The organism is Paenibacillus eucommiae, assembly GCF_017874215.1.
In the GTDB taxonomy this organism is placed as follows: domain Bacteria; phylum Bacillota; class Bacilli; order Paenibacillales; family NBRC-103111; genus Paenibacillus_AI; species Paenibacillus_AI eucommiae.
The window spans coordinates 179,779-194,447 of the sequence record NZ_JAGGLB010000010.1; the positions used below are offsets into that span (position 1 = coordinate 179,779).

11 protein-coding genes are annotated in these 14,669 nt (G+C 48.9%); 2 read left to right on the forward strand and 9 right to left on the reverse strand.

Going from position 1 to position 14,669, the window contains the following annotated elements; all coding sequences use genetic code 11:
- Positions 1-133 precede the first annotated feature (133 nt).
- Both J2Z66_RS16400 and J2Z66_RS16405 read right to left on the reverse strand, forming a co-directional pair.
- On the reverse strand, positions 134-571 hold the full coding sequence (locus J2Z66_RS16400) for a threonine/serine exporter family protein (protein WP_209972522.1): 438 nt from the start codon (positions 569-571) through the stop codon (positions 134-136).
- Positions 568-1,380, reverse strand: a complete 813-nt coding sequence (locus J2Z66_RS16405) for a threonine/serine exporter family protein (protein ID WP_209972523.1) — start codon at positions 1,378-1,380, stop codon at positions 568-570. The genes J2Z66_RS16400 and J2Z66_RS16405 overlap by 4 nt, the downstream gene beginning before the upstream one ends.
- Positions 1,381-1,647: 267 nt before the next feature.
- Here J2Z66_RS16405 and J2Z66_RS16410 point away from each other — a divergent pair, with 267 nt between their 5' ends.
- Positions 1,648-2,838 (forward strand): ParB/RepB/Spo0J family partition protein, encoded by a 1,191-nt coding sequence (locus tag J2Z66_RS16410; RefSeq protein ID WP_209972524.1) that lies wholly within the window; start codon positions 1,648-1,650, stop codon positions 2,836-2,838.
- A gap of 194 nt (positions 2,839-3,032) precedes the next feature.
- The gene (gene katA, locus J2Z66_RS16415) at positions 3,033-4,484 is read left to right on the forward strand and encodes a catalase KatA (protein WP_209972525.1); all 1,452 of its coding nucleotides are present in this window, start codon (positions 3,033-3,035) and stop codon (positions 4,482-4,484) included.
- A gap of 571 nt (positions 4,485-5,055) precedes the next feature.
- Here katA and J2Z66_RS16420 read toward each other — a convergent pair.
- From J2Z66_RS16420 to J2Z66_RS16450, 7 genes are all read right to left on the reverse strand, one after another.
- On the reverse strand, positions 5,056-5,925 hold the full coding sequence (locus J2Z66_RS16420) for a sugar phosphate isomerase/epimerase family protein (RefSeq protein ID WP_209972526.1): 870 nt from the start codon (positions 5,923-5,925) through the stop codon (positions 5,056-5,058).
- Positions 5,926-5,942: 17 nt separating this feature from the next.
- Entirely contained in the window at positions 5,943-6,908 is a 966-nt protein-coding gene (locus tag J2Z66_RS16425) for a Gfo/Idh/MocA family protein (RefSeq protein ID WP_209972527.1), read from the reverse strand.
- A 69-nt stretch (positions 6,909-6,977) separates the two neighbouring features.
- Positions 6,978-8,375: an ABC transporter substrate-binding protein gene (locus J2Z66_RS16430; RefSeq protein WP_209972528.1), complete on the reverse strand. Its 1,398-nt coding sequence runs from the start codon at positions 8,373-8,375 to the stop codon at positions 6,978-6,980.
- A 161-nt stretch (positions 8,376-8,536) separates the two neighbouring features.
- Positions 8,537-9,511, reverse strand: coding sequence for a carbohydrate ABC transporter permease (locus J2Z66_RS16435; protein ID WP_245375613.1), 975 nt, complete (start codon positions 9,509-9,511; stop codon positions 8,537-8,539).
- A gap of 2 nt (positions 9,512-9,513) precedes the next feature.
- A complete protein-coding gene (locus J2Z66_RS16440; RefSeq protein ID WP_209972530.1) occupies positions 9,514-10,413 on the reverse strand; it encodes a carbohydrate ABC transporter permease in 900 nt (299 codons plus the stop codon).
- The gene (locus tag J2Z66_RS16445) at positions 10,410-12,644 is read right to left on the reverse strand and encodes a DUF5696 domain-containing protein (RefSeq protein ID WP_209972531.1); all 2,235 of its coding nucleotides are present in this window, start codon (positions 12,642-12,644) and stop codon (positions 10,410-10,412) included. The genes J2Z66_RS16440 and J2Z66_RS16445 overlap by 4 nt, the downstream gene beginning before the upstream one ends.
- Positions 12,637-14,652, reverse strand: a complete 2,016-nt coding sequence (locus tag J2Z66_RS16450) for a YIP1 family protein (RefSeq protein ID WP_209972532.1) — start codon at positions 14,650-14,652, stop codon at positions 12,637-12,639. The genes J2Z66_RS16445 and J2Z66_RS16450 overlap by 8 nt, the downstream gene beginning before the upstream one ends.
- Positions 14,653-14,669 lie beyond the last annotated feature (17 nt).

Genomic DNA, 14,669 nt, shown 5'->3' on the forward strand with positions numbered 1-14,669 from the left:
TACCATTGATCACCATGGTTCAAATGATTCAAACTTTTATGCCCAGAGGCAGGGAACAGCAATCTCCATCCACCTTTTATATCCAAATAACGGAAATTGAATAGGCGATTTCTCCCAGTTTGGGTATAAAGATTTAGAGTCGCGACTTTTTAATCCCTATGATCACATGATGGATAACTTCCGAAAAAACAAGCCCAATGGCAATCGCACCTGATAGCATAAAAGCTTTGGCAGCAAGCTGCACAGCCTGATCATAATGATTTTCAACGACCTGCCTCATGGCATTATAGGCTAATCCTCCAGGAACTAAAGGAATGATGCCCGACACGCTGAACACAATAATGGGAGTTTTATAAATTTTGGCAAAAATCTGGCTGGTCACTGCAACGAAGCAAGAAGCAATCATCGTGGCCAGTATTGGATCAACAGGAACCTTCAGAAAAGATATGTACAACCCCCAGCCCAGCATGCCAACAAACCCGCACTGCAGCAGTGTGCCCTTAGGAACATTGAAGAGGATTGCAAATGCTGCAGAGGCAACAAAGCTTAGACAAAGCTGTTCGATGATCATAGGATCCCCTCCCCGCTGTAGAAGGAAAGAACAAAGGCAATGCCAGCCCCAATAGCGAAGGAGGTTAGCAGTGCTTCTGCCCCTTTCGAAAGCCCTGAAACAAAATGGCCAGCCATTAAATCCCGCACGGCATTGGTGATCAACAGTCCTGGCACCAGAGGCATGACGGAACCAATAATGATTTTATCCAAATTATGACCAAGCCCTGTTTGCAAAAATAAATAGGCCAACGTGCCAATAACAAAAGCGGCTAAAAACTCAGCAAAAAATTTAATCGGGACCAGCCGATGAAAATAAATCAGGAAGGAATAACCTGCCCCCCCGACTATAAAAGCAGGAATAAAGTCATCCCATATGCCATCAAACATAATTAAGAAACAGCCGCTTGCCAGAGCTGCCGCAACAATTTTGAACCAAATAGGGTACCCGGGGCTGGCCGCATCGATTTCTTCCAGCAGCCGGTAAGCTTCTGTCACCGATAGCTCCCCGCGGCTGATTCTTCTGGATACGTCGTTCACTACCGCAACCTTGCGTAAATCTGTTGAGCGTTCAGATATACGAATCAAGCGGGTTGTCTGCTCAGGCCCGTCTATAGCGAACATAATCCCCGTCGGAGTCACAAAGCAGTGCGAATTCAGCAAACCAAAAGCATCAGCTACGCGGGTCATTGTATCCTCAACACGGTACGTTTCTCCACCGTTTTCCAGCATGATTTTTCCGGCTAATAAACATACTTGAGCGATTTCATAGGTAGAATGAACGGGTTGAATCGGTTGAATGGGCGGAACAGGTGGAATTGGATGATCCATGGCTTGCGTCTCCCAGCTATCGTAATGTACACACAATCCTTCTTGCCTTACTGTGATAATACCACATTACGATAAGAGATTGCTTTCAGGCTCTGAGAAAAGGATTTTCTGAAACGGTTATCGAATTCTTTGTTAAAGTTGGACGATTTACCCCTAAGGAAGCTTTTTCACGCCTCTCACTATGTTATAGTAGATAAGCAGACATATACATATGCCGCTGCTAACGGCGTTAATCAGACGAATGACTTGAATGATAGGAGAACTTATATGGACATTATTGAAATTATGACGGATTTAATTGATGAAGATACAGATCAGCCGAGAAATTATTTTGACGAGGAATCGCTGCAGGAACTTATGAAAAGTGTCGAGGAGCTGGGCTTGCTATCCCCGATCAAAGTAAGAACTACGAGTAACGGCCGCTATAAAATCATTTACGGAAACCGCAGGTACAAAGCCTGTAAAGCGCTGGGGCGCAAAGCGATCCCCTGCATCGTATCCACTGCAACCGATGAGCTGGAGATCTACCTGGAGCAAATAGCGGAGAACTTGACGAGAGAAGGCTTTTCCCCGATTGAAGAAGCCGAAGCCTTCCACAAGCTTATGAACGACCCGAAGTTCAGCAGCTCCACCAAATACCTTTCCAGCAAGCTCGGCAAACCGGAAGCCTATATCAAGAACAAATGCGACCTGCTAAAGTTCAGTAACGCTGTAAAAAAACGAATCGTAGGCGGTACAGAGATAAGAAAAGATAAGCTGACGGAAGATCAACTGCTGCCCCTTAAAGACCTGCCGATGGAGCATCGCGATTCACTCGCTTTAATTATCGCCAAAGATGAGATGCCCGTAAGTGATGTTAAAAAGATCGCCCGCCTATTCAAAGATAAAGATATCTCCTCCGGCACCAAGGACAAGCTGCTGTACAAATCGGGGCATGAGCTGCTGGAAACATGGTCCGTATACGAACAAAATAAAGCCGAGAGGGCTAAAGCCGCGCAGCCAAAGGCAGCCACAAAAAGCGAAAAGCCAAAGAAGACTGACCCTTCACCTGCAGCAATGACAACAAGTACGGGCGGTACGGAAAGTGCGATCGCCACAACAGCTCCAGCTCCAACAGGAAGCATAGCAGACAATGTTAACACTGTTAATATTGTAAATGCGGTAAGCACGGTAAACTCGGTAAATCCGGCAAACATGGCAAACATGACAACCACAGCAAATATAGCTGCTCTACCGACTATGGCAACGCCCATCGAAACCAAACTGCAGCGTTTACTCGCCTCCCTACCCGAAAATAATGACTTGTCAGCCGATAATATAAATTCCTATGAAGAAATTAATGGCAACGATAGAGATCACTTCTTAAGCGGTGTTGACGCACTTATAGAGAACCTTGAGAAGCATCTCGCAGAATGGAAAAAAGTGAGGTCGTTAGCATCCGAAAGCACAAATAAATAGAATGAGGCCGTCCCCAAATTATAGTTTTAGTGGGATGGCCTCTTCTTCCATTACTTTATAATCGTTCCTTATTTATAATTATTATAAATAAGGTTGACACACCGATCTAAAAACCTTTATCATAGTACTTATATGAAACACATAATAAATAGTATAGCAATAGTAATACACTAATCTTATGAGGTGATTCTATTATGAGTACAGAACAGAACAAGCTTACTACCAGCTCAGGAGCTCCAGTCGGGGATAACCAAAATTCGATGACAGCCGGTTCACGTGGTCCAACTTTAATTCAGGATGTTCACCTACTGGAAAAATTGGCTCATTTCAACAGAGAACGTGTTCCTGAACGTGTCGTCCATGCCAAGGGAGCTGGCGCACATGGTTATTTCGAAGTAACGAACGATGTATCGACATATACAAAAGCTAAATTTTTATCCGAAGTAGGCAAACGTACGCCTATGTTCGCCCGCTTCTCTACGGTTGCTGGCGAGAATGGCTCCGCCGATTCGGTGCGTGACCCCCGTGGATTCGCTCTTAAATTTTATACAGAAGAAGGCAATTATGATCTGGTCGGCAACAACACGCCTGTTTTCTTCATTCGCGATGCAATTAAATTTCCTGATTTCATTCATACACAAAAGCGCCATCCGGCCACACATCTGAAAAACCCTAATGCTGTCTGGGATTTCTGGTCCTTATCCCCTGAATCCTTGCATCAGGTAACGATCCTTATGTCGGACCGCGGCATCCCCGCTACTTTCCGCCATATGCATGGCTTCGGAAGCCATACGTTCAAATGGGTGAACTCGGAAGGGACTGGCGTCTGGATTAAATACCATTTCAAAACAGAACAAGGCATCAAAAACCTCACGGAAGAAGTAGGCACCCGGATTGCTGGGGAAAACCCGGATCATCATACCGAGGATTTATTTAATGCTATTAAAAATGGCGATTTCCCGGCATGGAAGGTTTACGTGCAAATCATGCCGCTTCAGGATGCGGATACGTATCGTTTTGATCCATTTGATGTAACGAAAGTATGGTCCCAGAAAGATTATCCTTTAATTGAAGTAGGACGTATGGTGCTTGATCGGAACCCTGAAAACTACTTTGCGGAGGTTGAACAAGCTACGTTCTCGCCGGGAACACTCGTGCCTGGGATTGATGTATCACCGGATAAAATGCTTCAAGGCCGCCTGTTCGCATACGCCGATGCCCATCGCTATCGCGTTGGAGCCAACCATCAGTCACTGCCGATTAATAAGCCGCATAATCAAGTGAACAACTATCAGCGGGATGGCCAGATGCGCCCAGACAATAACGGCGGAGGCTCCGTTTACTACGAGCCCAACAGCTATGGCGGTCCGACAGAATCCCCTCAGGATAAGCAGGCTGCCTACCCGGTATCCGGTTTAGCCGATAGTGTCGCCTATGACCATCATGACCACTATACCCAAGCTGGTGACTTGTACCGTCTGTTAACCGAAGAAGAACGTGCACGTCTAGTTAAAAATATCGTCGGAGCTATGACACCTGTTGAAAAGGACGAAATCAAGCTGCGGCAAATCGGACATTTCTTTAAAGCCGATCCTGAATATGGGCGGCGTGTTGCGGAGGGACTTGGCTTACCAATTCCGGAGTAAATGGTAAACGCCTTGCCGCGTCCTTTGATGTGCGTTTTCGTGACTTGGGTGCGTTGCGGAGGGAATGGCTGTGGGCTCCAGCCGCTGTTAAAGATTTGTTCCCTTTAACGGAATCGATGTGGGGGTTGGAACAAATCTTTAGAGGCGGGCGGGGCCGCCCTTCCACCTACAGCCACCTCCTCTTCTCAGCTACAATCGACTACAATCGCACGAATCGCAGAAACAAGCTCAAACGGACAGCCAGCAAGGGTTTTTCTCTTGATTGGAGGAGTTTTACTAGCTGGTGCAAGCGCTGGGGATGAAGAGGACCCGCGGCTGTCGGGCGCCAGTGCGCAGCTGAGAAGGACCTGAACTGGAGCACACAGCACCAATACACGCTCATTTCGGCGGAGGGCGGGCTGCTACTATAATGCTACTAACGCCTAACGCCCATCCTCCCCACATCCCTTCCCTCTTTCAGATTGCAAGACTCATCTCCAAAAAAACTGCCTCCAGTTCCCCAGAAATTTCTCTCAAGGAAATTTCATCAGGAATTAGGGCAGTTTTTTTAATTTACCGGTATAGTATTTCCTTATTTGAAATAAGTGGAGAGATGCTCCGCGGCCTTTACAATTCCCTGCCGCTCAGCCTCCAACGAGCCACAAAACCGGTGATCCTCCAATTCGATGCTGATTGCCCCCTGATAGCCCAACCTGTCCAGACGAACGGCTACCTTGCTCCAATCCACCTCGCCATGTCCGGGAATCGTGTACCGCCATGAGCCTTCGGAGAAACCATATCTGGCACCAAAGGTCGCAGGCAGCACACCACACTCGTACAATTCATCATGCAGAATCTCCGTATCCTTACCGTGACAATGAACAATCCGGTCTCCGAATTCCGTAAGCGCCCGCAAGTAATCGATGCCAAGCCTGACCAAATGGGAAGGATCATAGGTCAGTCCAAAATGCTTGGATGGGATCGCTTCTAACATCGCACTCCACATCTCCGGCGTGCAGCCGAGCGTCGGATAATGCGGCGCAGGCCCCGGCCAGCCCTCGATGGCGATAAATAGGCCCGTTTTTTCCGCATGAAGGACAATGTCTGGAAAAACATCTTTCCAGATCTCGAACCCTTCTTTGCGGGACAGGGTAAAGTCCTCAGGCAGCAGGCACGCGAACAGTACCTTGCCGCCAAGCTCCGCAATGCCGTCCATTTGCCAGAGCAGGTTCCCCGCCGCCGCCGCACGGCTGGCTTCATCCCTGCTGAGCAGCCGGCCTATTCCTACTGCGTCGACGGAACCGATTCCGAGTCCCGCTGCATCGCAGGCTGCTTTAACCTCTGCTGTCAGCTGCGGCACATCAAGAATATCCAGGCCCGCTCCCGCCGCCCAGGCTGCTGTCTTCTCTATGCCTTCTGCTCCGATCAAGGGTGGAATCCTCATGCCAATTTTAAAATTCATATTCCCCTGCCTCTCCTTCAGAACGGCTTATAACCTGCTGCGCCGTAAACCATCTCCGACAGTTGCACCACCTTCAGTGCAAATGCTCCGGGCACCTGGACTTCCTGACGACCCAAAATAGCTTCAACAAAGCTTTTGTCCGAGTTGCTTACCTGCTTCGGCAGATCGGGCACCACCGTTTCCTGATGAAAGCGGCTCAGCGTAATCTTTCCATTGTCGTAGAAAATACCTCCATGATCACCGCAGAAGACATAGGTCTCATGCCAGCATGGGGAGTTGCCAACAAGATTTAATCCGGCAACCGGTCCCTCTTCGAAACGAATCGAGCTGAACGAGTCCATTTCCACATCTGAGCCTTGCTGGGACAACTGCGACTTCACCTCAACCGGTGTTAGTCCCGTAGTCCACAGCAGCACATCAATAATGTGACTCCCGGAATCCATTAGGAAGCCGCCGCCGGATAACGCTGGATTTTGCCGCCATGTACCTGCAGTTGCCTGCTGCCACCCCTGATACAGCGACGCGGTGATCGAAGTTAGCTTCCCGATCTCGCCCCTGGCAATGGCTTCGCGAATATAAATAAACTCAGGTTGAAAATGGCGCTGGTACGATACCTGCATAACTTTACCGGATTGTTTCGCAATGGCAAGCAGCTGCCCAGCCTCCGCAGAGGAGCAAGTCATCGGCTTCTCAATCAACACATGCAGCCCTTTATTCAGTACATCCGACGCTTGTCGGTAATGAAGCGTATGCGGCGAACAAATCACAACTGCATCAAGTTCGGTCTCGTTAATCATTATCTGGTAGTCGGAGAAGCTTGCCACGTCCTGCAGGCCGAAGTTTGCCGTGAAGGTTTCCCTGCTTTGCGCGCTAGTATCAGCAATAGCCGTAATTGCCACTTCTTCATGAAGTTCCTGCAACTGACGGGCATGCAGACCCGCAACTCCCCCGGTTCCGATCAGACCTAATCGAATTTTACCCATTCTTTTGTTCTCCTTTAGTTACATAGTTCCTTCAATGTGACATCAGCTCTCAAATCCTTTAAGTGACGCTTATTGGCCTGAAACCGCCTTCCTTAACTCCAGCGTCTTTTTATTCCAGGCTTCGATTCTGGGCTTGAGCGAATTTAAATCGCCACCCGACAGTATAATATCGGCCACACTCAAAAATGGATTTTCCTGGAATACCGGAATGGTCGGACCAGGACCGATACAGCACATATCCTTGGTCATTTTGACAGCTTCCGTATTTTTACCCTGCCACAAAGGTGACTCGTCGATATAGGCCTTCAACTCGTCGTCAATGACGAAAGCGTTGGAACCATGATCAATTTTCCATTTCTGCGCTTCAGCCTCGAATTGGAAGCTGATCCACTTCCACGCCTCTTCCTTATGCTTCGAGCTGGACAACAGACCAATTGGACCATAAATATGATGAGTAACCTGCGTTACTTTGCCTTTCGGGAACGGTAAGACATCGAATTTGAATTTTGCTTCTTTTTGCAGCGGTTCCAGAATAAAGTCCCCGCCGATCATGAACAATGTTTTGCCATTAATAAAGTTGCCGACAGAGCCGCCAAGCTCCTTCGTCTTATTGTTGCCCGGCAAGGAACCGTCTTTGGTCATAAACTCCTGTATCCATTTCACATCGTTCATCGCTTCCGGTTTATCCAGCACGCTCTGCGTCAGATCTTCATTCATATACCACAGATTAGGGGAGTTTCCGTTAGCAACCGACATCGCAGACAGGAAATATTGAGCGAAAATACCACTGTTCGTCAAGCCATATTCACCTGCCGCAGGGTCTGTGGCCGCTTTAGCAAGCTCGCGGAATTTATCGTAGGTCCAATCATTACCCGGCATTTCCAAGCCGTATTTAGCAAGCAGGTCCATGTTCACCATGACCCACATCGGCACGTCTACGAACGGAATGGCATAACGCTGTCCTTGGGCATTATCGAATGATTCGAAGAATCCTTGCGGAAGCTTCTTACTTTTGAGCGATTCGTCTTTCTCAATGTAAGGCTTTAAATCTTCAAGCAAGCCTCCCTTTGTATATTGGCTTAAGTCGGTCAGCCAAGTCAGATCCGCTGGTGTTCCGGCAGCCTGCAGAGCGGCAATTTTCTCTATGATGCTCGTATCCAGGCCATTTGCCGGGTAGATCGGTTCAATGGTGATCCATGGGTATTTGGCGGTAAATTTTTTGTACAGATCATCGTACGTATTGTTCCAAGTAACCAATTTTAACGTTACTGGCTCGTGCTTCTCCTCAGGCTTGACGGTCTCAGCAGCCTCTTTCTTCCCTCCTCCGTCACTAGGAGCCACCGCTATAGGCCCAGTGCTTCCCTCAGGTTCTTTCTCTGACGAGCACGCCGACAAAAACACCGATAACACAAGGATTATGCCAACCACTAAAACAAAATACCGTTTTGCTGACCATTTTGCTGTCATTCCTTATACCTCCCTTAGTAGATGCGAATGAAAAAAACTCTCCATAGCTGCCTCTCTTAGTTGCGGCTGAGCGTACGTAGTCCATGATGCTTGATTCATGCATTGGTTCATGCTTGCTGCATGCTTGTCGTCTGCCAAACCACCTCCCTTCAAAACATCACTTATTCCACAAGCCCGGATCTTTCTATACTTTCCACGAACCACCGCTGCAGAAACATGTAGATGACAAGGGGCGGAAACATAATCAGAAACGCCGCGGCCATTTTGGCGCCTTCGTTGATCGATTCGCTGCCGAATAAAGAGTAGTAAGAGGAAGGTGTGCCGGTCAGCACTTCATTCATCCGATTCAGGCTGATCGACAGCGGAATGTACTTGTTGGTCAGGAAAAAAGACGGCTCGTAATACATGTTCCAGTACCAAATGAACGAAAACAGAAAAACGACGAGACAAGCAGAACGCGCAAGCGGAAGCATAATGGTGAAGAAAAGGCGGAACGTGGAGGCTCCGTCCAGCTTGGCCGCTTCCTCCAGCGTAACTGGCTGCGATTTGAAAAACTGGCGAAAGATCAAGATAAACAACGCGCTTCGCAGCCCTTGGCCGAACAATGCCGGAACGATGAACACAAACGGCGTATTCAACAATCCCAGCTTGCTGTAAATGGCATAGAGTGGGATGATGATGATTTGCGGCGGGATAAGGAAAGTGAGAATGACGCAGAACGTAACCAGGCCTCTGCCCGGAAAATACAGCTTAGCCAGCGCATACCCTGAAAGCGAGCAAACCAGCACCTGAATGACCGAGCAAACTAGCGCAATCGTAAATGTGTTCGCCAGCGCTTCCGGATATTTCAAACCAACCCAGGCTTTCTCCAGATTTCCCCATTCGAGCTGACGCGGGAACCACTTGACAGTCGGGTCGAGCAAATCATGCACATCTTTGAACATAGTGCTGACAACGTACAGTAACGGCTGCAAGTACAGGTAAGCCAGGATGGAAAGCAAATAAAAAATGACCACCTTGGCTATCCACCCATCGTTGACATGCCTGCCAAGCGCCAGCATCTTCACTCTCTGCATCCTTCTGCTCCATATGAACCGGCTTACGGTTTGCGTCGCATGCTGGTAGCTTTTGATCATGTTCACGCTCTTCCCCCCTTTCGTTTCGCGCTTCTTCCGAACATCCACGAGACGACCGCCAGCAGGACGAAGATGATCGCAAAATAAATCCAGGCCAGCGCACTCGCATACCCATAACCAGTAGCAGGATTAAACATGTTTTTGCGCACGAGCTCCAGCACCGGATTTAACGGGAATGTAAACAAATCGACAATCGTGTAAAGCAGGTTCAAGCTGATAAAAGGCACGATGCCGGGCAGCGTAATTTTCCAGAAGCTATCCCATGGAGATGCGCCATCAATCCGGACCGCTTCATAAACTGATTTCGAAATCGTCTGGAAGCCCGCGATAAAAATAAGAATTTGCACTCCGGAATACCATAAAATGATAACTGTTCGCTTAAGTACCTCCACAACGGGACCGACGAACTGCCCGCCGACATTGTTCTGAACTAACGAGTCGATATTGTATTGCTCCATGAACGGAATTTCCCCGGCACCTTGCGCGAATAGCTCGGTTAGCACCTGTCCGGTGGCGAAAATAACCGGAAGAAAAAAGATTGCCCGATACACAAAACGTCCAGGGAATTTCTGATTGAGCAGCAGCGAAACGAGCAGCGCGAAAATGACAATAATCGGAATGATCAATAGCATTTGCTGCATGTATAAAATAAGCTGGACGGGAAATTCGTTATCGACGATGAATGCATCCTTGAAATTTTGCATACCTGCCCATGTATATATGAATCCTTTTGCCGTCAGCGTCACCTTGTTAAAGCTTAGAAACAGTGACCATACAATCGGAAACGCAATGAGTGCAAGAAAGCCGATCAGCCAGGGAAGCATGAACAAATAGCCAACCCCGTACTGCTTCCATTTGTAATGGAAGTAGCCTTTGTTGCGTTGAGGCAGCGGCAGCTTCATTCGGCTCCTCCTCCCGTCACCGCAAAGGTTTTCTTCCCATAATCAACGATGACCTGTGTACCGCCTTCATACGTCGTCACGTATATGCCGTCCGATTTCTTCTCATGGTTGACGATCCTCCGGTTATACAGCAGCGACAGCTTGTCGAAATCCCGGTATTCCTGCACAATCCGTTCCTTCCAAAGCGCGAACTCGCTGCTGTACAGGTATTCGGACGGTGTATTTTTCAGCACCTGTGATGATTCGTAAGTGACATAGAAGGAAGGCACAGCGCCATATTCGATGGCTTTGAGAAATTCCGCCGTATAATCATTACGGAAATTAGCCGGCGTTGAAGCATACGGGACGAAGCCATGCAGCACTATGGGATAGAAGGGCACAGTCTCGTCAATCATAAAATCGTAGCTCGAATCCAGCGTAAAATGGCTGATATAGCCGGCTTCACCAAGCAAATAATCATTCCCTTGGTAAATCCCCGTTTCCCCAAGCTCTTCCCGCGTATAGGCAAGCAGCTGCCGGTAAACATCTGCTGCCTGTTTCCGCTCTGTAGGTTTCGGCTCATAATCGCGGAAAATCAATTCGCCGAGCCAATTGTAATGAATACCGTCGACGCCGATGTCCTTCAGCCGGGCAATCGTCTGCACCGCATAACCTGCTGTAAGCTCCGGTTTTAGAATAAACTCGTTATTCTGGTCCATAAATACCGTACCGTCAATACCCCGAATCCCGTTAGATTTGGCGGAAAGCGAGGAGCGTTCGTCCACATAGACGAAATTATCCTCAAACATGACTTGCAGATTCATCTCATGCATGGCATCGACGAATGACTTGGCTGCCGCTTGCCCGCCCAGTTTGCTTTCGATCGGAAAGCGCTTTGTCGCATCGAAATCCCCGCCATTCTGCCAGCCGTAATAAATGATCCGCATGCTCTCGACCCCACTGTCCTTCAGCTGCTTCACCATCTCCGTCGCTTGGGCAAAGGTCGTCGCTGCGACATATCTTGAGCTGTTGAACGCCTCCTGGGCATTGCCTCCGATCACGCTTAACTGCAGCGGAATGTGGGCTGTCGTCTGGAGCTGCTGCGGCAGCCGTTTGGAATCCGCCAAGTACTGCCGGTAAGTTTGGGCCATCCCGACATAATTCGCCTGATCACCATTCAGAAAGCGGTATTCGATCGAACGGTCGAGCGGTACCCGGTCTTTTTCAACTGTTTTGACTGGTGTTGTCAAGCGGCTCATCTTGTGCAAATATTCCTCGCGGTATTGGAATTTGGCATCCACACTGTATAGTGTTGATTTCAGACCGGGCGGCAGCGCCTGTATATTCGCCGCATATTCGCCTTCCTTGACGATCGCAACGTACGCCTCATCCTGGCGTTTAACACCGAATACCGGATAAGCGATCGTTTCTCGTTTCGTTTGGCGGGCAGCTCCTTTCAAGCTGGGCTGGACGTTGGACACCTCACTGCCGTAGATTGGATGCATGTATCCTTGCCCCGTAACCGAACGGTCTGCATCGAAACGAATTAATCCTCCGGGGCCGTCAGGGACGAACAAGTACCCGTCCTCCCCCGCTTGCGCGGCTCCGAAGTAAGGCAGCACTTCCAGGGAGAATAAGGCATACTCGCCTTTTTCTTCGATCCCCTTGGTTGGCACATGAACTTCCAGCCCATACCCGGTCAATTCATATTGAAGCGAAAAGCCGATCCCCGTATCCTCGAAAAAGTAAGTGACCTGCAGCCCCTTGTCATTGTCATATTTGACGAATGATTTCTTCAGCTTTATATCCGCCGCGTTCGTAATGCCCCGCCTTGCCTTGTCATCGCCGGATGCCTGGAAATATTCCAGGATAAATGGCGATTGCAAATTGGACAATAGCAAGCCTTTCACCGTCTCGGCTTGCAGCTGCTGCTTTGGCGGATTGCTCCGCCATTCATACCCCGTGCGTTTGATGCTCACGATCGTTTGCGTCGTTAAAGGATCGATGCGGAGCACAAAATTGCTGTTTTCGAGCGCGGTCACGAACCCTTCCGCATCTGTGCTTCCCGGGTTCCACGGCTCTCCTTCATACACAGGCATGTTAGGCGCCTGCTCCATCGTCATATTCATCTGCTTCAAAGAAGGCATGCCGCTGCCGCTCGCCGCACGATAAACGAACAAGCAGCAGGCAGCAGCGGCTAAGAGGAGAATCAGTACGATCCCCTGCTTTCGCTTCAGGCGGATGCTAAACATATTGCGCCACCTCCCGCTGCAGTTGGTACAGAAAATCGTATACATTGTAGGTCAGCCCGGAGGCGACAAACAGGAAAAACCAGATAATAAGAACGGTAAATACCGTTATGAGCGAATTTTTTAACGTTTCGACAAACTCGAAATTATGGATGACCTGCGTCATAACAAAGAACAGCACGCAAAGCCAGATCACCATGATTTGCTCCAGCGAAGTGACGAGCACTTGCTCCTCCAGCACAACAACATTGGATAAGATCAATATCGGAATTGAGAAAAATAAATACGGGACCAGCGCATAAACGCTTGCCTGAAGCACCTCGTGAAAACGTCCTTCGCCATTTTTGACGCTGCAGACGAGGTAGTTGGCTATAACCCAAGTAACCCAGGGTGCAGTGAAAAAGGCAAGCTCCGAGAAGACATTGATCATGCTGATATCCACCGGGTTGAAGATAAATCCCGTCCCATACGTGCGCATGATTTTCACAAGTACAGCAAACAGCAGGATGAACAGCATGACGACGAATGAAACCTTCCGCTCCTTCATTTTGTAAAAGCCGTTATACGGATGAATGAGGACGCTGCCCATATCTTTTAACTCCTTGGTGTACCTGACAAGCTTCGGCGGCCACTGCCGCTTTGCTGCATAGCGGGAAAATCTGTTTAACGTGTACCTCACTGCTAAAATGAAGATCACCAAAGCAGCCAACAATGCGATCAAATACCGCTGCAGCCATTGCAGCCGGACTTCCCAGAATGCCTGCGAATAACCGTCCACATCATAGGCCTCTTTGAAATGGTCCATCGCCTGGGCGTACTTGCTCTCCGCCAAATCCACTTTGCCTAATCCTTGAAAGATGGAGCTCAGCATGCCGTTTTGCATCCGTACCTTCTCCCAATAGGGCTTGCTTTCCTCGTACCTGCCCTGCATATACAGTTTGGTGCCTGTCAGCACATCTTGACCGAACCCGGTACGGACGAATATCAGTACCTGCTTCGTTTTGCTGTCAGTTACCCAAATGTCATGCCGGGAGCTCAGGGCAATGCCAGTCGGATAGCCGAATATCCCTTTTTGCTGAGTCCCCGCATCAATACCCCCGAATGCAAACAAGGCGCTGCCGTAAGGATCGTAAATGGTAACCGTACCGGAATCGAAATCAATTCCGTATAGGAAGCCATCCCGATCGACCGCAAGATCAATTATTTTCACCGAGTGCCAGGTATGACGGTTATGGAAAGCGTCAACTCCCCCTGCATTCAGCTTTTTGATGCCGCTCTTGGCCATCGGAGTTGCCGTGTACAAAAATCCGAACGCATCCATCGCTGCATTCACAATCGGTTGCGGCAGGTTGGCCTCTTCCTTCTCAAGCTGTTCCTTATTAAGCACTAGACGCTTAACCCAGTTCGTATACGATTGCTCCGCCTTGTTCGCGCCAAAATAACCCGTATACCGGCCTTCGCCGTCCATTCGAAACAATCCCCTGTTATCCCCGCTGAGCACGATATACATAACCCCGCGCTTATCGACGACAAGCTTGGACGGAACAAAATAATCTTCTTCGGTAAGATACGAGGAATCGGGCTTCATATACGCCCGCAGAAACTTCCCCTCATCCGAAAATAAAGCAATCCGCCTATTGCCGGAATCGGCCACATAAATCGTACCGTCACCTGTCACAAAAACTCCCTCAGGCGCATTCAACGCACCTTGACCTTCGGTATCCCCGACGGTGAGGAGCTTATTGCCGTCCCGATTCATCACGACAATCTGATTGGCCGCCCGATCCACGACATAAGCAAGGTCCCGATCGTCGATGTACAGATCCACCGGCTCCATGAACGACAGCTGGATGACCTGATCAGGGACATATACAGCCTGACTTTGGCGCCATGTATCCGAGTTGCTGTCCATATAATAGGAGTCGTAAGGCAAGCCCGCATGGACGGGAAGCGGAAGAAGCGCAAGCAAGCAGCAGACCACAAGCACGATCATCGGGATTCGTATGTTCATTCTTAAGTTATCCTTTA